The organism is Streptomyces sp. NPDC001843 (genome assembly GCF_042891955.1).
GTDB lineage: Bacteria > Actinomycetota > Actinomycetes > Streptomycetales > Streptomycetaceae > Streptomyces.
The window spans coordinates 73134-90519 of the sequence record NZ_JBIATQ010000014.1 but is presented as its reverse complement, the minus strand read 5'-3'; the positions used below and the strand labels follow the sequence as shown (position 1 = coordinate 90519).

General features: G+C 71.0%; 18 protein-coding genes. 8 read left to right on the top strand and 10 right to left on the bottom strand.

The window, feature by feature from the left end; all coding sequences use genetic code 11:
- The first annotated feature begins 158 nt into the window (after positions 1–158).
- On the top strand, positions 159–542 hold the full coding sequence (locus ACFYZQ_RS30995; protein WP_388804212.1) for a cold-shock protein: 384 nt from the start codon (positions 159–161) through the stop codon (positions 540–542).
- A gap of 9 nt (positions 543–551) precedes the next feature.
- Here the strand turns inward: ACFYZQ_RS30995 and ACFYZQ_RS30990 are convergent, their stop codons facing one another.
- From ACFYZQ_RS30990 to ACFYZQ_RS30975, 4 genes are all read right to left on the bottom strand, one after another.
- Positions 552–1412, bottom strand: a complete 861-nt coding sequence (locus tag ACFYZQ_RS30990) for a 1,4-dihydroxy-6-naphthoate synthase (protein WP_389154819.1) — start codon at positions 1410–1412, stop codon at positions 552–554.
- On the bottom strand, positions 1409–2056 hold the full coding sequence (locus ACFYZQ_RS30985) for a futalosine hydrolase (protein ID WP_389155248.1): 648 nt from the start codon (positions 2054–2056) through the stop codon (positions 1409–1411). Before ACFYZQ_RS30985 ends, ACFYZQ_RS30990 begins: the two co-directional genes overlap by 4 nt.
- Before the next feature lie 20 nt (positions 2057–2076).
- The gene (locus ACFYZQ_RS30980) at positions 2077–2553 is read right to left on the bottom strand and encodes a DUF2771 domain-containing protein (protein WP_389154816.1); all 477 of its coding nucleotides are present in this window, start codon (positions 2551–2553) and stop codon (positions 2077–2079) included.
- 110 nt (positions 2554–2663) lie between these two features.
- On the bottom strand, positions 2664–4109 hold the full coding sequence (locus tag ACFYZQ_RS30975; protein WP_389154813.1) for an MFS transporter: 1446 nt from the start codon (positions 4107–4109) through the stop codon (positions 2664–2666).
- A gap of 403 nt (positions 4110–4512) precedes the next feature.
- On the opposite strand from ACFYZQ_RS30975, the gene ACFYZQ_RS30970 reads away from it, so the two are divergent.
- Positions 4513–5439: a DUF3027 domain-containing protein gene (locus tag ACFYZQ_RS30970; protein ID WP_389154811.1), complete on the top strand. Its 927-nt coding sequence runs from the start codon at positions 4513–4515 to the stop codon at positions 5437–5439.
- Between the two features lie 30 nt (positions 5440–5469).
- On the opposite strand, the gene ACFYZQ_RS30965 is transcribed toward ACFYZQ_RS30970, so the two are convergent.
- The 3 genes from ACFYZQ_RS30965 to ACFYZQ_RS30955 all read right to left on the bottom strand — a co-directional run bounded on the left by ACFYZQ_RS30965 (position 5470) and on the right by ACFYZQ_RS30955 (position 7671).
- Positions 5470–6066 (bottom strand): Uma2 family endonuclease, encoded by a 597-nt coding sequence (locus tag ACFYZQ_RS30965; RefSeq protein ID WP_389154808.1) that lies wholly within the window; start codon positions 6064–6066, stop codon positions 5470–5472.
- A gap of 52 nt (positions 6067–6118) precedes the next feature.
- The gene (locus ACFYZQ_RS30960; RefSeq protein WP_389154805.1) at positions 6119–6997 is read right to left on the bottom strand and encodes a helix-turn-helix domain-containing protein; all 879 of its coding nucleotides are present in this window, start codon (positions 6995–6997) and stop codon (positions 6119–6121) included.
- 152 nt (positions 6998–7149) lie between these two features.
- On the bottom strand, positions 7150–7671 hold the full coding sequence (locus ACFYZQ_RS30955) for an ATP-binding protein (RefSeq protein ID WP_389154803.1): 522 nt from the start codon (positions 7669–7671) through the stop codon (positions 7150–7152).
- Between the two features lie 146 nt (positions 7672–7817).
- On the opposite strand from ACFYZQ_RS30955, the gene ACFYZQ_RS30950 reads away from it, so the two are divergent.
- Positions 7818–8693: a helix-turn-helix domain-containing protein gene (locus ACFYZQ_RS30950; protein WP_389155245.1), complete on the top strand. Its 876-nt coding sequence runs from the start codon at positions 7818–7820 to the stop codon at positions 8691–8693.
- Entirely contained in the window at positions 8690–8929 is a 240-nt protein-coding gene (locus ACFYZQ_RS30945) for a DUF397 domain-containing protein (RefSeq protein ID WP_389154801.1), read from the top strand. The genes ACFYZQ_RS30950 and ACFYZQ_RS30945 overlap by 4 nt, the downstream gene beginning before the upstream one ends.
- On the opposite strand, the gene ACFYZQ_RS30940 is transcribed toward ACFYZQ_RS30945, so the two are convergent.
- Both ACFYZQ_RS30940 and ACFYZQ_RS30935 read right to left on the bottom strand, forming a co-directional pair.
- Positions 8881–9414 carry a hypothetical protein gene (locus ACFYZQ_RS30940; RefSeq protein WP_389154798.1) on the bottom strand — a complete coding sequence of 178 codons (534 nt, stop codon included), beginning with the start codon at positions 9412–9414 and terminating at the stop codon, positions 8881–8883. The genes ACFYZQ_RS30945 and ACFYZQ_RS30940 overlap by 49 nt on opposite strands.
- A 49-nt stretch (positions 9415–9463) precedes the next feature.
- Positions 9464–9682 (bottom strand): DUF2191 domain-containing protein, encoded by a 219-nt coding sequence (locus ACFYZQ_RS30935; protein ID WP_389154795.1) that lies wholly within the window; start codon positions 9680–9682, stop codon positions 9464–9466.
- Between the two features lie 204 nt (positions 9683–9886).
- On the opposite strand from ACFYZQ_RS30935, the gene ACFYZQ_RS30930 reads away from it, so the two are divergent.
- A complete protein-coding gene (locus ACFYZQ_RS30930) occupies positions 9887–13036 on the top strand; it encodes a sacsin N-terminal ATP-binding-like domain-containing protein (RefSeq protein ID WP_389154792.1) in 3150 nt (1049 codons plus the stop codon).
- Positions 13037–13183: 147 nt separating this feature from the next.
- Here ACFYZQ_RS30930 and ACFYZQ_RS30925 read toward each other — a convergent pair whose 3' ends face one another.
- Positions 13184–13945, bottom strand: a complete 762-nt coding sequence (locus tag ACFYZQ_RS30925; RefSeq protein ID WP_389154789.1) for a TetR/AcrR family transcriptional regulator — start codon at positions 13943–13945, stop codon at positions 13184–13186.
- Between the two features lie 106 nt (positions 13946–14051).
- Here ACFYZQ_RS30925 and ACFYZQ_RS30920 point away from each other — a divergent pair, with 106 nt between their 5' ends.
- The 3 genes from ACFYZQ_RS30920 to ACFYZQ_RS30910 all read left to right on the top strand — a co-directional run bounded on the left by ACFYZQ_RS30920 (position 14052) and on the right by ACFYZQ_RS30910 (position 17237).
- Positions 14052–15119, top strand: coding sequence for an alpha/beta fold hydrolase (locus ACFYZQ_RS30920; protein ID WP_389154786.1), 1068 nt, complete (start codon positions 14052–14054; stop codon positions 15117–15119).
- 186 nt (positions 15120–15305) lie between these two features.
- Positions 15306–16196, top strand: coding sequence for a hypothetical protein (locus ACFYZQ_RS30915; RefSeq protein WP_389154783.1), 891 nt, complete (start codon positions 15306–15308; stop codon positions 16194–16196).
- 210 nt (positions 16197–16406) lie between these two features.
- The gene (locus ACFYZQ_RS30910) at positions 16407–17237 is read left to right on the top strand and encodes a hypothetical protein (protein ID WP_389154781.1); all 831 of its coding nucleotides are present in this window, start codon (positions 16407–16409) and stop codon (positions 17235–17237) included.
- Positions 17238–17386 lie beyond the last annotated feature (149 nt).

Genomic DNA, 17386 nt, shown 5'->3' with positions numbered 1-17386 from the left:
AGCGCGAAGGAACAACCGGGCGACGTCTTGTCAGCCGCTCCAAGACCATTAGCCTTGGTAGCGGCGGGTCATGGTCGACCCGCCCCAGTGCTATCAAGAGCCGTTCCAGGGCTTCTTCCCGAAGCAGTTTTCCGACGAGTACGAGGACGAGGACAAAGGTGCCTACCGGCAAGGTCAAGTGGTTCAACGGCGAGAAGGGCTTCGGCTTTCTCTCCCGCGACGACGGCGGTGACGTCTTCGTCCATTCCTCGGTCCTCCCCGCCGGAGTCGACGCACTCAAGCCGGGGCAGCGCGTGGAGTTCGGCGTTGTCGCCGGTCAGCGCGGTGACCAGGCGCTCTCCGTGGTCCTGCTGGACCCCACCCCGTCGGTCGCGGCCGCGACCCGCAAGAAGCCGGACGAGCTGGCCTCCATCGTGCAGGACCTGACGACCCTGCTGGAGAACATCACCCCGATGCTCGAGAAGGGCCGTTACCCCGAGAAGGCCTCCGGCAAGAAGATCGCCGGCCTGCTGCGGGCGGTCGCCGACCAACTGGACGTGTGACCCGCCCGTTCAGGGAAACTTCAGCGCGTCCGGGCCGAGGGGTGGCACGAGCCCCTCGGCCGCCGCGCGCGTGAGCAGCCCCCGTACGGCCGCGTATCCGTCCTCCCCGAGTTCCGACGTGAACTCGTTGACGTACAGCCCGATGTGCTGGTCGGCGACGGCCGGGTCCATCTCCTGGGCGTGCTCCATGACGTACGGGCGGGAGACCTCGGGGTCGTCCCAGGCCGCGTGCACGGACGTACGGATCGACTCGGCGAGCAGCCGCAGCGTGTCGCCGCCCAGTGACCGCTTCGCGATGATCGCGCCCAGCGGGATCGGCAGCCCGGTGGTGTCCTCCCAGTGCTCGCCCATGTCGGCGAGCTTGTGCAGCCCGTAGTTCTGGTACGTGAAGCGCGCCTCGTGGATGACGAGCCCGGCGTCGACCTTCCCGTCCCGCACGGCCGGCATGATCTCGTGGAACGGCATGACCACGATCTCGCCGACCCCGCCGGGCAGCGTGTCCGCGGCCCAGAGCCGGAACAGCAGGTAGGCGGTCGACTTCTCGCTGGGCACGGCGACCGTACGCCCGGTCAGGTCGGCCCCAGCCTCCCGAGTCAGCACCAGCGGCCCGCAGCCCCGGCCCAGCGCGCCCCCGCACGGCAGCAGCGCGTACTCGCCGAGGACGTACGGCAGCACCGCGTACGACACCTTCAGCACGTCGAACTCGCCGCGCTCGGCCATGCCGTTCGTGACGTCGATGTCCGCGAAGGTGACGTCCAGGGCGGGCGCGCCGGGGACGCGGCCGTGGGCGAGGGCGTCGAAGACGAAGGTGTCGTTGGGGCAGGGCGAGTACGCGATCCGCAGCGACCCGGATCCACGACGGTCAGTCATACCTGTTTCCAACTCTCCAGTACGGGCGCCAGCTTCCCGAACCCCTCGGCCAGGGCCGCGAGGGCCTCGCCGATGCGCCAGGCGGCGCGGTCGCGCGGGCCGACGGGGTTGGAGACCGCGCGGATCTCCAGCACGGGCGTGCCGTGCGCGGCGGCCGCCTCGGCGACCCCGAAACCCTCCATGGCCTCGGCCAGGGCGCGGGGGTGGCGGGTGCGCAGCTCGGCGGCGCGGGCGGCGGTTCCGGTCACGGTCGAGACGGTGAGGACGGTTCCGGCGGGCGCACCGGTCGCCGCGGTCACCTCTCGTACGAGTGATTCCGGCGGACGGTGGGTGACGGTCCCGAAGCCCAGCTCGGTGACCGGGACGAACCCTGCCGGTGTGTCGGCGCCCAGGTCGGCGACGGTGATCTCGTCGGCGACGACGAGGGAGCCGAGGGGCGCCCCGGGCAGGAAACCCCCGCCGATCCCCGCCGACACGACCAGGCCGTACGGGGCGCCGCGCAGGGCGGCGGTGGTGAGGGCGGTCGCGGTGGAGGCGGCGGCGAGGGCGGGGCCCACCCCGACGGCGACGACCTCCGCGCCGGTAAACGCCCGAGCCACCGCGTCCCGTTCGGCGGGTACCGCGGTGGCCACCAGGACCCGCAGGTCAGGCACGGACGACGTGGTCAGGAGTCCTTCTTCAGCTTGAAGGACCACAGCCCCTTGGCCGTCTTGTCGCCCTCCTTGATGGACACCAGGCTTCCGCTGGCCGAGCCGCCGTACTGCTCGTTGAAGAACACGCTGCCCGGGATGGTGCGGTACGTCTTCTTGCTGGCGTCGGTCAGCGGCTGGCCGTTCAGCATGATCGTCCAGCCGTTGTCCGCGATCTCCGGGTCGACCCCGAAGCGCACGGTCTCGTCCGGGTCCACCTTGATGGACTTGATGTCGGTGTTCTTCAGGCACTTCGTCAGCGACGCCGAGTCCAGGGCGTCGCCGTCGTTGTAGCAGGTGGCCTCGGAGTTGACCGAGCTCGTGCCGACGGTGATCGTCGACATCGGCGTCGGCTTGTCGCAGGCCGACAACAGAAGCAGTCCGGCGGAAACGGCGCCGGCGGCGGCGACGGCGCGGCGGCGTCGCACAACAACGGAGTGCAGCGTGGTCATGCCCGAAGGCTATCTGGCGTGTCCCGGCCCCTCCCCACGCGGGGTACGGCGTGCCCGGTTCGTTACGCCACTCGCGGTCCACGTCACTCGCCGCCCACGTCGAACACCGCTTACGCCACCCGCGGCCGTGCCCGTCCGCCGTGCCGGGCCGAGGCCAGCAGCCCGCGCGCCGTGGTCAGCCAGCCCGCGGCGACGAAAGCGGCGCCCACCGCCAGGCCCAGCGTGCCGTTGAGCGGCATGACGATGCCGACCGCGCCGCCGAACACCCAGGCCATCTGCAGCAGCGTCTCCGACCGGGCGAACGCCGACGTGCGCACCAGCTCCGGCACGTCCCGCTGGATCAGCGCGTCCAGCGACAGCTTGCCCAGCGCCTGCCCGAACCCGGCGACCGCGGCCAGGCACGCCACCAGGAACGCCCCGAAGAACACCGCGGCGACGACGGCCGTCCCCGCCACCACGGCCACCACGGTCACGATGAGCATCTCCGGCGCCCGGGACCTCAGCCACGCCCCGACCGCCGTACCCAGTGCGTTGCCCACCCCGGCCGACACGCCCACTATCCCCATCGACACCGCGGCGCTCTCGCCGGTCAGCGGATGCTCCCGCAGCAGAAAGGCCAGGAAGAAGATCAGGAAGCCGGACAGACAGCGCAGCGAGGCGTTGGCGCCGAGCGCGTTCGTGACGGCCGGGCCGACCGTGCGCAGCCCCGGCCGCTTCGACTGCTCCAGCCGCTTCGACTCCTCCTTGCGGCGCGATCCGTGCAGATGCCGTTCGTCGGACGCGAGCAGCGCGATGTCCTCGCCCTTGGCCGAGTCGACCTTGGCGGGCAGTGAGAAGGACAGGAACGTTCCCGCCATGAAGATCACGAAGGCGCCGTAGAGCGGCCACGGGGACCCGATCGACTGCAGCCCCGCCCCGATCGGCGCGGCGATCCCGGTGGCCAGCAGCCCGCCCAGGGTCACCCGCGAGTTCGCCTTCACCAGCGAGAACGCCGGTGGCAGCAGCCGGGGCACCACGGCGCTTCTGACGACCCCGTACGCCTTCGAGGCGACCAGCACCCCCAGTGCCGCCGGATACAGCTCCAGGCTGCCGCTGGCCGCGGCCCCCGAGATGATCAGCGCGAGCAGCGCACGGGCGAGCATGGTCCCGGCCATCGCGGCCCGGCGGCCGTGCGGCAGCTTGTCGAGGAGCGGGCCGATCACCGGCGCGAGAACCGTGAACGGGGCCATCGTGATGGCGAGGTAGAGCGCGACCCGCCCCCGGGCCTCGTCGGTGGGCACCGAGAAGAACACCGTGGAGGCGAGCGCCACGGTGATCATGACATCGCCCGCGCCGTTGACCGCGTGCAGCTCGATCAACTTGCCGAGTCCGGACTCCCCGGCCCCGTGCGCGTGCGTCGCCCTGCGGATGCCGCGGGCGGTTTTCGTGACGGGGAAGTGCAGGGCACGACCGACCGCGCGGGCGGCCCCGCGCACCGGGCCCGCACCGCCACCTCGACTGCTTCCCCCGGTGTCACCGGTCCCGGTGACACCCTGGGGCGGCCTCGTGGTCGCCACGACGTTCATAGTGCCCCGAGACGGGCGCTGATAGTGCGGTTTGCAGCCAAGCGAGTCGAGTGGGACCGTCGGACACGGTCGAGCGGGACGGCGGGGAACAGTCGAGCAGGACGGTCGGACACGGTCGAGCGGGACTTTGGGAGACAGTCGAGCGGGACGGTCGGACACGGTCGAGCGGGACGGCAGGAAACAGAGTCGCGCGCCCGATCCCGTCCGTCGGTGTAGGCCCAGCGCCGGTGACCGGGTAGCGTGCCTATCTCAGCCATCCCGCAGAATGGATGGCAGAGGTGCGCCCGAGCGCGATCGGACGCGGACGTCGATGCGGCCCACAGGTCCGCTCCGTCCGTTCCACCGCCTTCAGGCCCGCGCACCCATGAGACGGCGTAGGAGAGAAGCGATACCTGTGAGCGCAGCGACCACGCGAAGCCGCACCCCCGACCGCCTGTGCGCCGAGGCCGTCGACCTCGCCCGCGCCGCAGCCGAGGAGGCCGCCGCGCCAGGCGTCGTCGGCGAGCACGCGGGCATGATCGCCGAGGGTGACCGTGTCGTCACGCACTTCTTCGAGTGCAAGGAACTCGGCTACCGGGGCTGGCGCTGGGCGGCCACGGTGGCCCGCGCGTCCCGTGCCAAGATCGTGACGCTGGACGAGGTCGTCCTCCTCCCCGGCCCCGACGCCCTCCTCGCCCCCGAGTGGGTGCCGTGGAGCGAACGCCTCCGCCCCGGCGACATGGGCCCCGGCGACCTGCTGCCCACCGACGCCGATGACCTCCGCCTCGAACCCGGCTACAGCGGCGGGGAAGAGCCGCCGGTGAACTCCCCGGTCTCCGAGGAGATGGCGGAACTGGCGGACGCCGAGGACGCCGAGGTCACCCCCGGCGCCCCCGCCGCGCAGCCGGTGACCCCTGCCCGCGGCACGATCGCCGCGGTGGCGGAGGAACTCGGGATGCGCCGCGCCCGCGTCCTGTCCCGCTACGGCCTCCACGTCGCCGCCGACCGCTGGGACGAGGCCTTCGGCGCCAAGACCCCCATGGCCCAGGCGGCCCCCGCCTCCTGCGCGAGCTGCGGCTTCCTGGTCCCCATGGGCGGCTCCCTCGGCCAGGCCTTCGGCGTCTGCGCCAACGAGTTCTCCCCGGCCGACGGCCGCGTCGTCTCCCTGTCCTACGGCTGCGGCGGCCACTCCGAGGCCGCGGTCATGCCCAAGCCGCCCCAGCCGGCGCCGCCGGTGATCGACGAGACGAGGGTGGACCCGTTCCCGCTCCGCCCGGCGGCGGATTCCGGGTCGGTACCGGCGGTGGGGGACGAGGAGACGGCGGAGCTGGGGCACTCTTAGCGCCGCCCGGCCGCCGCGCGGGGAAACCCGTCAGTGCCCGGATTCCCTGCCGCCCGTGCTCTTGTAGAGCGGCAGGTTCTCCGTGGAGATCGTCCAGTCGGCGATGGTGACGTCCTCGCCGTACACGAAATCCTTGCGCGTGGCGTAACGCGGCCCGTCAGGGGTGGAGTGGATGTCGGTGAGGACGGCGCCGGTGCCGGTGCGGGGATCGAAGACCGCGTAGACGGGGATGCCGATCAGCGGGTAGTCGCGCATCTTGTCCTCCCAGTCGTTCTCCGGGTTGGACCGTGAGACGACCTCGACAGCGGCGATCACCGTGCGGGGATCGAAGGAACCGGGCACGTCCATGTCCGCCAGGGCGATCACCATCACGTCGGGGCGGCGCATGATGCCTTCTGCCTCGTCCTCGACGTCGGGTTCCCCCGTGTGGGCCACGATCTCTTCCGGCATGATCTTTTCGAGCCGTTTCCGCAGGTGCAGAGTGGTCAGCTCATGCGGGCCGATCGGCGCCATCATGTCGTGGACGATCCCTTTCTTGGTGATCTCGAATTTGCCCGGAATGGTGTCGTCCATGGACTGAACGAGGTCCCGCATGGCCCGGTAGACGTGGTCCGATGCGATGGTCATGGCGCTCGCTCCTCGTCGTACGTGCCCCGGGGCAAGGATCGTCACGTTCATGCTAGGCGGCCCCCGGGGAATCGGATCGGCAGTCACGGCAGCGACCGCCGGGTGTGGGGGAGCGGAAGGCGCGGTCGCAGCCGTCGCAGTTGGTGAAGTCGTACCGGACGGCCGGCGGTGGCTCCGGGGCACGGAACGGGGGCGGTGGAGGCAACTGGGCGGCGAGCCGGTGCGCCAGGAGGGCGGCCGGGCGTCGCATGCCCTCGGGCGGTAGGTCGTCGGTCAGGGCGCGGCGTACGGCGCTGGGGCTGACGTCCCGCTCCAGCCAGGTGGCGACGCCAGGGGCCAGGTGGGCCGTGTCGCAGGCGGAGAGGAGCAGGCGGGAGTCGTGGGTGCGGAGGTCCGCCAGGAGGTCGACTGCGGCCTGGAGGAGCGCGGGGGCCGGGAAGGCCGGACTCGGTACGAGCGGGAGGGGCTTGCGGGGCGTGCGCTTCTTCGGGGCGGCAGCCGGGCGCTCGGACTCCGGACACGCGCCCTCGCCCTCGCGGCGCCGTCCGGGCTGGTTGCAGGAGATCGTCCGAGTGACGATACGGCCGCCGGGGACGCGCTCACGGACGCGGCGCAGGTAGCCGTGGGCCTCCAGCTCGCGCAGGGCGGAGGCGATCCGTTCGCGCCCTTCCGGGAAGCGCTCGGCAAGAGTCCTGATGTCCACGCGGGCACCGGCCGGAAGCGACTGGATGTGCACGCCGAGCCCGATGGCGAGCCCCGAGAGCTCCGGGTGCTGGGCGAGGTGGTTGCCGATCACCGTGAAGCGGGTGGCGTGGCGGGTGTGGTCGTGGATGAGTCCACCGGAGTGGTGCCCGGACCGCCGGTTCGGGTGTTTGTTGCCGCCAACCCGGGACTGGGCATGCGGGGGCGCGCTAGGGTTCTGCGTATCCATCGGGAAGCTCCTACTTCCTCGGTGGTCAGGCCCTCGCACTGGGATCGCTACTCCCGGCGGGGGCCGTCGCATGTCTGCGGTGGTGAGTCGTGCTGTGTCGCGCTGAGCGTAGGACAGGGAACCGGTCCGGAATCCAGCCGAGTTGGCGATGTTCACCCGGGGGAGTGAGTTTGCGCGGCGGGCGGGAGGGGTGGGGCTTGGTGCGGTTCTTTCTCCCCCGGTTTCTTTGCATGGGGACCGCCTGCGGCACCGAAGCCCGTGCGGGCGGGCTCCGGCTGTGAGCAGCGCAGTTCGGCCCAGACGGTCTTGCGCGGGAAGTACTCTTCGACCACTCCCCAGCGATCCGCGAGCGCGTCTACGAGGAGCATGCCCCGGCCGGACTCGGCGTCGGCGGAGGGCGGTTGGACCTCGGGGAGCCGTCCACCACGCGTGTCCGTGACCTCGATACGGAGGACGCTGTCGCCGACCACGCACAGCGACAGGCGGAAGTCCCGCCCCGGCACACGTCCGTGCGTCGCCGCGTTGGCCGCCAGCTCGGCCACGACCAGGCTCGCGGTCTCCGTCGGCAGCCCCCAGCGGCGAAGTTGCTCGTCGGCGAGCAGACGAGCCAGACGGGCGCCTCGCGGCGTGGACGACAGCAGCACGCTGAAGTTCTCGGCGGTTTTCTGATTCACATCACCCAGAGTGGCCGGACATGCCTACCGTGATGGGTGACGGGATGGTTGCGTACGGTGACTGTCCGGAGCTTGTCCGGTGCTGTCTTGCCTGTCCCCACGGTTGGTACGAGCAGGACGGCACGGTACGACGGAGGGGCGCGCGGATGTCGGTGGACGGCGAGGCGGTACGGCTCAGGGACGAGGCGGACGAGCCCGGGTGGGAGGTGGACCCCGACGACGAGTGGGGTGTCGCCGTTATCACCACGGTGGGACGGCAGTTGAAGCTGCGGCGCGAGGCCGTGGGGATGCGGGCCGCCGAGTTCGGCAAGGCCGTGGGTTATGGCGAGGACATGGTCTACAAGATCGAGGGCGGTAAGCGGATCCCCCGCGAGGACTACCTGAACACGGCAGACGAGGTGTTGCGAGCCGGCGGGCTCATCGCGGCGACGTGGGAGGACGTGAAGAAGGTCCGGTACCCGAAGAAGGTCCGGGAACTGGGGAAGCTGGAGGCCAAGGCGGTAGAGATCGGGGTGTACGAGTGCAACAGCGTCCATGGGCTGTTGCAGACGCCGGAACACGCCCGCGCTTTGATGGAGGCGGCGCAACCGCCGTACTCCCCGGACGACGTCGAGCGCATGGTGGCCGCTCGTCTCGCGCGACAGTCGGTCTTCGAGCGTGACCCCTCCCCGTCGATCCACTTTGTGCTGGAGGAAGCACCGCTGCGCCGACGAGTCGGCGGCACAATGGTGTGGCGACGGCAGCTCGAACGCCTGCTGGAGGTAGGGCAATTGAACAGCGTCAACTTGCAGGTCATGCCGACGAACACCGATGCCCACCCAGGAGTCGACGGCAAGATCGAGCTGCTGAAGTTCCCGGACGGTACGGCAGTGGGGCGCTCCGACGGAGCGTTCAACGGACGGCCTGTCGCCGATCCGAAGCACCTTCGCATCCTTGAGCTGCGGTATGGCACGATCCGGGCGCAGGCTCTCCCACCGAGGGAGTCACTGGCCTTCATCGAACAACTGCTGGGGGAAACATGATCCGCAAGGCCTCTGCCGAAGACGCCTCCGAGCTGGCATGGTTCAAGAGCAGCTACAGCAGCGGCACAGACGGCAACTCCTGCGTCGAGCTTGCCGTCACCCCCGGCGCCATCCACGTCCGCGACTCCAAGGACACCGCAGGCCCCCGGCTCGCGTTCGCCCCGGACGCGTGGGCGGACTTCGTGCCCTATGCCCAGATCTCTTCGTCATCGATGGGAATGGGTTCTCGGATGTAGGCGAGGTCCAGGACGTAGCGTTCGGTGACGGGGCAGTTGTTCCAGGCCTCGGTCAGCCAGCCGTCGGGGGCGTCTTCGGCGAGCCGGGCGAGGGTGGTGTCGTAGTAGTCGGCGCTTGCCTGGCGGTTGGTCCACCAAGCGTGGCCCTCGTAGACCCCTGGGCGCGGCAGCGTCATGTCACCTGCCGGGCCGATGGCCAGCTGGTTGACGACGAGGATGCCGGTCTCGGATTCGATCGTGACGTCGATATGGCCTTCGGCGTCAGCGGGCGGGACGGGCGGGCTGTCCCAGATGCGGATGGTGACCTCGGCGTCGATGTCCTGCTGGAGGCTGAGCAGGTACAGGTGGTAGCCGTTCCCGGCCACCACCTGCCTGTGGGCGGCTTCCATGGCGTCGCCGTCGCTGAGGTAGGCGTCCGCGTCGTACACCTCCAAGACGCAGCGGCCTGGTGTGGCCTTGCAGCTGTACTCGGCCAGAAGTGCCATGTGAGTGCCTCTCTCGCTGACGCCTCGATGCAACGATCCCGGCCTCTTCTTACAGGCCCGACTGTTCTCGTTCCGCGAGGACGTCGAAGTCCAGGAACGCGTCGGCGTTCTCCTGGAGCCAGCGCAGGGCACGTGCCCGGTCGTCGGCGCTGATCGCCGACGCTATGGTCAGCGCACGGTCGATGGTCTCCCGTTTGGTCCTGGTGCCGAGCCGCCGCTGAGCGAAGGCCAGCTTGTCGACGTCGATATCGACCAAGAACTTGGACATCAGGCCCCCCTGAGCGAGCTGGCGATCATATATCAGACCGCCTCTGTGGGGGCGGTAACGCAGCCCCACCCGGGGCGGCGGTGCCACCGGCCCGTCCACCCGAGGGTTCCGTGACCGCAGGGCGCCTTCTTCGCGGGGGGCACACCGCACGCCACCCCCGGCGAGCGGTACCTTCGTCACCACGGCGACGATGAAGAGGTGAACGTGAGCATGTTCGTCCGGCCCGCGACCGAGGGCGCCGACCCCTTCGGTACCGCCCGTCTCCGCCGCGGGGTCATCGACGCCTGGGCCACCAGCCCCGCCCGGTTCCGGGAGGACGCCAACGCCGAGGAGGACCTGGTCCTCGGCGGGTACCGGGACCGTCTCGTCGTCGAGCTGGCGCAGAACGCCGCGGACGCCGCCGCCCGCGCCCACGTGCCCGGCCGTCTCCGGCTCACCCTCCGGGACGGTGTCCTGGTCGCCGCGAACACCGGCGCCCCCCTGGACGCGGCCGGCGTCGAGTCGCTGTCCACCCTCCGTGCCTCCGCCAAACGCGAGGGCGACGAGGGTCGGGCCACCGTCGGCCGCTTCGGTGTGGGCTTCGCCGCCGTACTGGCCGTCACCGACGAACCCGCGGTCGTGGGCCGGCACGGCGGCATCCGCTGGTCCCTCCCCGAGGCCAGGGAGCTCGCCGCCGACACCGCCCGGCACAGCCCCGGCCTGGGCGACGAGATCCGCCGCCGCGACGGACACGTACCGCTGCTGCGCCTGCCGTTCCCCGCCGAGGGCTCCGCCCCGGACCCGTACGACACGGTCGTCATCCTCCCGCTGCGCGACACGGCCGCCACCGACCTCGCCGAACGCCTCCTGCACGCCGTCGACGACGCCCTCCTCCTCGCCCTGCCCGGCCTGGAGGAAGTCGTCGTCGAGGTCAATGACGACGCGCCCCGCACCCTGCGCCGCCGTACCGACGGCGCCCACACGGTCGTCACCGACTCCCGCGACGGCACGACCCGCTGGCGCACGGTCTCCGCGCACGGCCCGCTCACCCCGGACCTGCTCGCGGACCGCCCGGTCGAGGAGCGGCTGCGCCCGCACTGGTCGGTCACCTGGGCCGTGCCCGACCCCGACGGCACCCCCGCCCGCCCCCGCACCACCCCCGTGGTGCACGCCCCCACCCCCAGCGACGAGCCCCTCGGCGTCCCCGCCCTGCTCATCGCCTCCTTCCCGCTGGACACCACCCGCCGGCACGCGGCCCCCGGCCCGCTGACCGACTTCCTGGTGCAGCGCGCGGCGGACGCGTACGCCGAACTCCTCGCCGACTGGCGGCCGGTGACCGAGGGCATCATCGACCTCGTGCCCGGCCCGCTCGGCAAGGGCGAACTCGACGGCGCCCTGCGCCAGGCGATCCTCGACCGTCTCCCGCGGACGGCGTTCCTGCCCCCGGCCGTACCCCCGAAGCACCCGGCGGACGAGGAGACCCCCGAAGCCGGCGACCTGCCCGAGGTCCTGCGTCCCCGCGACGCGGAGATCGCCGAGGGCGCCGGCGCCGACACCGTCCGGGTCCTCGCCGAGGTCCTCCCCACGCTGCTGCCCGCCGGTCTGGAACGCCGCGTGGAGCTGCGCACGCTCGGCGTGGCCCGGCTGCCGCTCGCCGACGCCGTCGACCGGCTGGCCGGTCTGGAGAAGACCCCCGACTGGTGGTGGCGGCTCTACGACAGCCTCGCCGGCGTCGACCCCGACCGGCTCTCCGGGCTGCCGGTCCCCCTTGCCGACGGCCGTACGACCATCGGCCCCCGCCAGGTCCTCCTGCCGACCCCGGACGCCGCCGCGATCGACCCGGAGGTGCTCGCCCGGCTCGGCCTGAAGGTCGCCCACCCGGACGCCGCGCACCCACTCCTGGAGAAGCTCGGCGCCCTGCCCGCGACCCCGCGTGCCGTCCTCACCACCCCGCAGGTGCGGGCCGCCGTCGCCGCCTCGCTGGACGACGACGGTGCCGTGGCCTGGGAGGAGGACGGCCTCGACGCCGAGGAACTCGCCGACACCGTCCTCGCCCTGGTCCGCGACGCGGGCCTCGAACCCGGTGACGAGCCCTGGCTGGGCGCCCTCGCCCTGCCCGACGAGGACGGCGAACTCGCTCCCGCAGGTGAACTGGTCTTCCCCGGCAGCCCCTTCGCCCAGGTCATCCGCGAGGACGAACTAGCCGCTGTCGACGCCGAGTTGGCTGAGAAGTGGGGCGAGCAGCCGCTGGCCGCCTGTGGCGTGCTCGCCGACTTCGCCCTCGTACGGGCCACGGACGTCGTCCTCGACCCGGATGAACTCGAGCCCCGCGAGGGCGACTTCGCCGAACCGGACGACGCGGGATTGCTGGACGCCGTCGACGTGTGGTGCGAGGACATCCTCGACCGCTTCCCCGACAGCCCCGTGCCCCCGGTCGCCACAGAACTCGTCGCCGTCCGCGACCTCGACCTCGTCGACGACGACCACTGGCCGCAGGCCCTCGCTCTGCTGGCCCGCCCGCCGCTGCGCGACGCGCTCACCCAGCCGGTGCGCATCCTGCTGCCCGACGGCACCCACGCGGTCGTACGGCCGTACACCGCATGGTGGCTGCGCGGACACCCGGTCCTCGACGGCCGCCGCCCGGCGGGCCTCCTCGCGGCCGGCGGCGACCCGCTCCTGCACGGCCTGTACGACCAGGCGGACGCCACCGGCTTCGAGGACGAGCAGGTCCTCAAGGCCCTCGGGGTGCGCACGTCCGTCGCCGCCCTGCTCGACGAACCCGGCGGCGCCGCCGAACTCCTCGACCGCCTCGCCGACCCGGAGCGCCCGGTCACGCCGGCCCAACTGCACGGCCTGTACAGCGCGCTGGCCGACCTCGACCCCGAGCAGGTCACCCTGCCGGACGAGCTGAGGGCCGTCGTGGACGGGCGGGTGACGGTGGTGGACGCCGCGGAAGCCGTCGTCGTCGACTCCCCCGACCTGCTGCCGTTCACCTCCGGGGTGCCGCTGCTGCCGGTCCGCCCCGCCCGGGCTGCCGAGTTGGCCGAGCTGTTCCAGGTGCGGCGGCTGAGCGAGTCCGTGACGGGGACGGTGGACTCGGAGGGCGCCGAACACGACGTACCGGAGTCGGTACGCGTGCTGCTGGGCCCGGGCACCCCGGACACCTACGTCGAGCACGACGAACTCTTGGTCGACGGCGTGGAGATCGACTGGCGCCTGACCGACGACGGCGTCCTGCACGCCGCCACCCTCGAAGGCGTCGCCGCGGGGCTGGCGTGGGCGGCGGGCCAGTGGCCGCGGCGGTTCGAGGTGGCGGCGCTGCTGGAGGACCCGTCACGGACGGAGGAGCTGGCCCGGGACCGCTGGTTCGACTGACTGACCGGCGTCCCTGCTCGACAGGATCCCGGCGATCGCGGGCGGGGCGGGGCCGGCAGGCCGCGCCGACGGCCCGACGTGCCGACGGCCGACCGCGGCTACGCCCGATGAGGCGAGCCCTCCGGCTCGATCGCACGGTCCGTGCGGTCAGTGCGTCCGGGACGGCCCCGCACGGTCGATGAGTGACTGGACGCCGTCGAGGACACGGTCGAGGGCGAAGTCGAGCGGGTCGATGGGGGCCGCTGCGAAGAAGCCGTCGGCGATGGCCCGGGTCAGGGCCGGGAAACGGTCGGCGTGGCGGTCGAGGAGTTCAGCGGTGAGGCGGGTGAACTCGCGGCCGTGCTCCTCGTCGAAGTCGACGAGCTGCTGGGCGAGGTTGCGCACCAGGCCGGCCAGCAGCAGGAAGACTTGGTGCAGTTCGGCCGCCGTCAGGCCCGTCGGGGCCAGCGCGCCGAGGATCGAGTCCAGCCAGCCGAGCTGGCCCGGGCCCATGACCTGGCGGCGCATCGCGGTGGCGGCCAGCAGCCAGGGGTGGGCCTCGTAGACCTGCCAGGATCGGCGGGTCCACTCCCGGGCCCCCGCACGCCAGTCGCCGGCCAGATCCGACAGGTCCGGCGGGGTGGCGAGGACGGACTCGACCATGAGCTCGACCAGTTCGGTCTTGCCCGGGACGTAGCGGTACAGCGCCATCGCCGAGACGCCGAACTCGGCGGCGACCTTGTTCATCGACACGGCGTCCAGCCCCTCGGCGTCCGCCAGTGCCACGGCCGCGGCGGCGATGCGCTGCGGCGACAGGCTGGGCTTCGGTCCCCGCGTGGGCTGGTCCTGTTCACCCCACAGCAAGGCGACACCGGCCCGCGGATCGCGCGGCTTGTCCCGGTCCGTGCTCTTCGCTGTGCCCCTCGGCATGACGGTCCCTCTCAGTCGGCGGGCGGAGCCTGTTGACCCCGGACCTCAACTGTATATACCGTAAACACAACTGCTGACGAGATAAACAGTTTCAGGGGGTACCGTCATGCTCGCCACCGTCCTCACCGCCTCGGCCGTCACCCTGGCCGCCGCTCCCGTCGCCGGCCTGCTGGGCTACCGGCAGCTCAAGCGCGCGGCGAACGCCAGGCGTCTCGCCATCACTACGCCGAACGGCATCGACGAGTCCGGGTATGTCCGTATAGGCGGCATCGACCAGTGGATCTCCGTGCGCGGCGAGGACCGCGACAACCCGGTCGTCCTCGAGTTCCACGGCGGGCCCGGCGCCTCCAACCAGATCCACGTTCCGCGCACCCGCGGCTGGGAGCGGCACTTCACGATCGTGCGCTGGGACATGCGCGGCTCCGGCCTGACCTTCGCCCGCGGCGGCGCGGACGGGCAGGGCGAGATGAGCCTCGAGCGGTACTACCGGGACGCCCTTGAGGTCACCGAGCACGTCCGCGCCCGCCTCGGCGTGGACAAGGTCGTGCTGGTCGCCAACTCCTTCGGCACGGTCACCGGCCTGCGCCTGGCCCGCAACCACCCCGAGCTGTACTCCGCCTACGTCGGCACCGACCAGAACGTCATCGCGGGCGGGCGCGAGCGGCAGGCATACGACGCACTGCTCGGGCGGCTGGAGAAGTCGGGCAAGCGCAAGGAGTACGCCGCCGTCGCCGCGATGGGGGCGGACCGGACGGCGTGGAGCACCGAGCAGTGGTCGAAGTTCAACAAGCTGGTCATCACCAGCGACCCGCTCAGCTACGACACGATGAAGACCGTGGTGATCCGCTCGCTGTGGTTCTCACCCCTGCACACCCTGCGTGGACTGCGCACCTACCTGAAGGGCATGACCTTCGCCGAGCGGCTGGGCCCGCAGGCCTTGACCGTCGACGAGCGGGCCGAGGGCACCGACTTCCGGCTGCCGTTCTTCCTCTTCCAGGGCGACCGTGACGCCCTCACCCCGCCGGAGTCGGCGCGGCGCTTCTTCGAGGACGTCACCGCTCCGGTCAAGGAGTTCGCCCTCATCGAGGACGCCAGCCACTTCGCCTCCTTCCGGCACCCGGACCGGTTCCTCGAGCTGATGCTGGGCAAGGTGCGGCCGGCGCTCGGCAAGTGAGGCGCCGGTGCTCGGCAAGTGAGGCGCCGGTGCTCGGCAAGGGTGTCGCCTCCGAGGTTCCGAAGCCCTCACGATTTCTTCAAATCCCGTACAACCATTCCCGGCGGCCACGGATCTGATCATCCGAGCCAACAGGCTCCAAGATCACCTGGGCCCTGTGCCCACCCTTCTCCATCAGGGGAACGCATGCGCATTCGTGCCACCGTGGCCGCCGTCTCCGGCGCCCTGGCCCTCTCCGCCTTCGCCGTGCCGGCCGCTCAGGCCGCCGACGGGGGTTCGTCCTACCGTGCCGAGATCGCGAAGGTCTTCGCACAGCACGCCTCCGGCAAGTCCGGCATCCGTGCCACCCCGGCGACGGAAGGCGACCTGGACGTCACCTTCTCCAACTTCAGGATCGCCAAGGCGATCAAGGTCGGTACGACCAACCATGTCGGCACCGCGGTCACCTACACGTTGACCCACGGCGCCGACGTCGACATCAACTCGGACTCGTTCGTCACCATCCCGCTCATCTACCACGGCTCGTCCACCACCCCGGACAACGCCCAGGGCCCCGACCTGCCGGCGACCTGCGTCGAGACGTCGGCGACCACTGCAAACTGCTACGGCGCGATCGACATCTACCCGACCGAGACCGACCCGGACCTGAAGCTGCTCAACTCCCAGGCCGGCACCTGGCACGGCGCGGCCATCGCCATGGACATCGACACCGACGAGACCGCGCTCCAGGTCGACGGCCTCGGCTCGACCCTGGTCCAGCGCTACTCCAAGCTGACGGTCAACGCCGCGCCGGAGCCGGTGAAGAAGGGCAAGACCATCACGGTCACGGGCAAGCTGTCCCGCGCCAACTGGGAGACGCACAAGTACGCGGGCTACACCAACCAGTCCGTCAAGCTGCAGTTCCGCAAGAAGGGCTCCAGCACCTACACCACGCTGAAGACCATCAAGTCGAACTCCACCGGTGACCTGAAGACCACGACCACCGCGACGGGCGACGGTTACTTCCGCTACTCCTTCGCGGGCACCACGACCACCCCGGCGGTCAACGCCACGGGTGACTTCGTCGACGTGCAGTAGGTAACAGGCAGGACTCTCTCGGCCCCAGGACGCAGTCGGCCTCCTGGGGCCGAAACGTTTCCCCTTCCTCTGCTTCCGGCCATCGGATGGTAATGGCGACACAAAGAATGGCCGGATCCGGCTTTGGGTGTACAACCAGTTGCATGTGCCAATGATCAGACCTGCCGAGTCAAGAGACTCACCGATCACTTCTCCCACATGGGGAACGCAATGCGCATACGAGCCACCGTGGCCGCCGTCTCCGGCGCCCTGGCCCTCTCCGCCCTCGCCGTGCCGGCCGCGCACGCCACCGGGTCCAGCGGTACGCCGTACACGATGAACGTCAGCTTCTCCAACCTCAAGATCGCCTCTGCGATCAAGGTCGGCACCACCAACGAGGTCAGCACCACGTACTCGTACACGCTGACGCACGGCGCGGACGTGAACGTCACCGCGTCCGATTTCTACACCGACGCCTACCTCTACCGCGGCACCATGGACGACCAGAGCAAGACGCTGGAGGGCGACGACTTCGCCACCTGCACGGTCACCTCGTCCACCACCGAGACCTGCACGGGCACCGTCGACATCTACCCGGGCGACGGCGACCTCAAGAACGCCGACGCCGGCAGCTGGTCGGTCGCCGCCGAGGCCACCGCCTTCAACGGCCAGGACCCGAACAACCCCGACCTGAGCAAGGTCGGCTTCAAGGACCAGGGAAGCCTCGCCACCACCAACGTGCAGCGCTACTCCAAGCTCACGGCCGACGCGGGCCCGGAGCCGGTGAAGAAGGGCGCGACGCTCACCACCACGGGCAAGCTCTCCCGCGCCAACTGGGAGGACCACCTGTACCACGGCTACACCGGCCAGCCGGTCAAGCTGCAGTTCCGCAAGGCGGGCACCACCACGTACACCACCGTCAAGACGGTGACCTCGGACTCTTCCGGCAACGTGAAGGCCACGGCCACCGCGCAGTACGACGGTTACTGGCGCTTCTCCTTCGCGGGTACCTCGACCACCCCGGCGGTCAGTGCGACGGGTGACTACGTCGACGTGCAGTAACGCCGGCGGCAGCGACTAAAGGTCCCCCGGGAGCTTTCCCGGGGGGCCTTGCCCTTTCCGCCCCCTGGGGCTCCGCCCCAGACCCCGCCAGGGGCTGCGCCCCTGGCCCCCGTTTCCCACCCACCCACTCGTGACGGTCGGCTGAGAAG

Excerpts from the sequence above, each read along its gene's own strand:
- ACFYZQ_RS30910 (WP_389154781.1), top strand. The coding sequence starts at position 16,407 with ATGCGCATACGAGCCACCGTGGCCGCCGTCTCCGGCGCCCTGGCCCTC.
- ACFYZQ_RS30960 (WP_389154805.1), bottom strand. The coding sequence starts at position 6,997 with ATGGATACGCAGAACCCTAGCGCGCCCCCGCATGCCCAGTCCCGGGTT.
- ACFYZQ_RS30980 (WP_389154816.1), bottom strand. The coding sequence starts at position 2,553 with ATGACCACGCTGCACTCCGTTGTTGTGCGACGCCGCCGCGCCGTCGCC.
- ACFYZQ_RS30965 (WP_389154808.1), bottom strand. The coding sequence starts at position 6,066 with ATGACCATCGCATCGGACCACGTCTACCGGGCCATGCGGGACCTCGTT.
- ACFYZQ_RS30990 (WP_389154819.1), bottom strand. The coding sequence starts at position 1,412 with ATGACTGACCGTCGTGGATCCGGGTCGCTGCGGATCGCGTACTCGCCC.
- ACFYZQ_RS30925 (WP_389154789.1), bottom strand. The coding sequence starts at position 13,945 with ATGCCGAGGGGCACAGCGAAGAGCACGGACCGGGACAAGCCGCGCGAT.
- ACFYZQ_RS30950 (WP_389155245.1), top strand. The coding sequence starts at position 7,818 with ATGTCGGTGGACGGCGAGGCGGTACGGCTCAGGGACGAGGCGGACGAG.
- ACFYZQ_RS30915 (WP_389154783.1), top strand. The coding sequence starts at position 15,306 with ATGCGCATTCGTGCCACCGTGGCCGCCGTCTCCGGCGCCCTGGCCCTC.
- ACFYZQ_RS30940 (WP_389154798.1), bottom strand. The coding sequence starts at position 9,414 with ATGGCACTTCTGGCCGAGTACAGCTGCAAGGCCACACCAGGCCGCTGC.
- ACFYZQ_RS30920 (WP_389154786.1), top strand. The coding sequence starts at position 14,052 with ATGCTCGCCACCGTCCTCACCGCCTCGGCCGTCACCCTGGCCGCCGCT.
- ACFYZQ_RS30945 (WP_389154801.1), top strand. The coding sequence starts at position 8,690 with ATGATCCGCAAGGCCTCTGCCGAAGACGCCTCCGAGCTGGCATGGTTC.
- ACFYZQ_RS30935 (WP_389154795.1), bottom strand. The coding sequence starts at position 9,682 with ATGTCCAAGTTCTTGGTCGATATCGACGTCGACAAGCTGGCCTTCGCT.